The organism is Streptococcus suis, assembly GCF_002964045.1.
GTDB classification, from domain to species: domain Bacteria; phylum Bacillota; class Bacilli; order Lactobacillales; family Streptococcaceae; genus Streptococcus; species Streptococcus suis_U.
Genome location: NZ_POPB01000576.1, coordinates 1 through 342, shown reverse-complemented (window position 1 = coordinate 342; position 342 = coordinate 1). Strand labels below are relative to the sequence as shown.

Annotated in this window: 1 protein-coding gene; it reads right to left on the bottom strand. The window is 34.5% G+C overall.

Annotated features, from left to right (window positions below; all coding sequences use genetic code 11):
* Nucleotides 1-342 (bottom strand): insulinase family protein (locus C1E99_RS12790; RefSeq protein ID WP_161951213.1); only part of this gene is annotated, 342 nt, incomplete at both ends.

Here is a 342-nt window from a genome sequence, read left to right as displayed (position 1 = left end):
ATACTTGTTCTATCAAATTATTCTGCCTATCTTGAGCCAAGGTTGCTGAATGAATCAACATGTTTTTTGTCAACTCTAATTCTTCTTCTGTAAACTTACCATATTTTAAATCAAGTAGTTGTTTACTAATTAACTTCATTACCCTGAGTCTATTTTCACGGCTAATTCCAGCATAGACCTTCAGCATTCCTGAAAAAATAGAAACCTGACTGCCAATTGTATAGGCCAAACTTTCATTCTCACGAACATTCATAAATAACTTCGAATGGGAGAAAGCACCTAGTAGACCATTAAATACCATCAAAGCCGGATAGTTTACATCGTTGTAAACCACCTGTAAAT